The following is a 582-nucleotide window of genomic DNA, read 5'->3' on the forward strand; positions in this document are numbered from 1 at the left end:
TGTATTTGTCTTTACTCATAATCTCTACTTAATTTGTGCACTGAGTAGTGCCCAATACTCGTCAAAGTTTGCAGTAGGTTGGTACTTGAAATCGCTGCGCACAAAACGGTTCAGGCTGCCTTCAACTTGCCCAAGAATTTGCGCAGCAAGAATACGCTCTTCTACAGGGAAAGATTTACCTTCACGAATTTTACGCTCACGCAGAATCTGACGTAGTTGGGTTTCGATACGTTCAAACAGCTGGTTGATGCGTTCACGTAGACGTTCGTTTTCAAACATTAAAGCATGACCAGACAGAATACGTGTCAAGCCAGGGTTACGTTCTGAAAATGCAAGAATCAGGTGCATTACCATACGAATACGCTCTAGTGTATCTTTCTCGTCATCTAAAATGCGGTTGATGCGAGTCATCAAGGCTTCTTCGATGAACTCAATCAAACCTTCAAACATGCGAGCTTTACTTGGGAAATGACGGTACAACGCGGCTTCGGAGACGCCGACTTGTTTTGCCAATTTTGCCGTAGTAATGCGTGAAGCGCCTTCTGTAGATTCAAGCATCTGTGCTAACGCTTGCAAGATCTC

At 44.2% G+C, this 582-nt stretch carries 1 protein-coding gene; it reads right to left on the reverse strand.

Annotated features, from left to right (window positions below):
* Nucleotides 1-24 precede the first annotated feature (24 nt).
* On the reverse strand, nucleotides 25-582 hold a 558-nt coding region (slmA, locus tag R7R78_RS28140), incomplete at its 5' end, for a nucleoid occlusion factor SlmA (protein WP_225474852.1).

This window comes from Vibrio sp. 2134-1 (assembly GCF_033339495.1).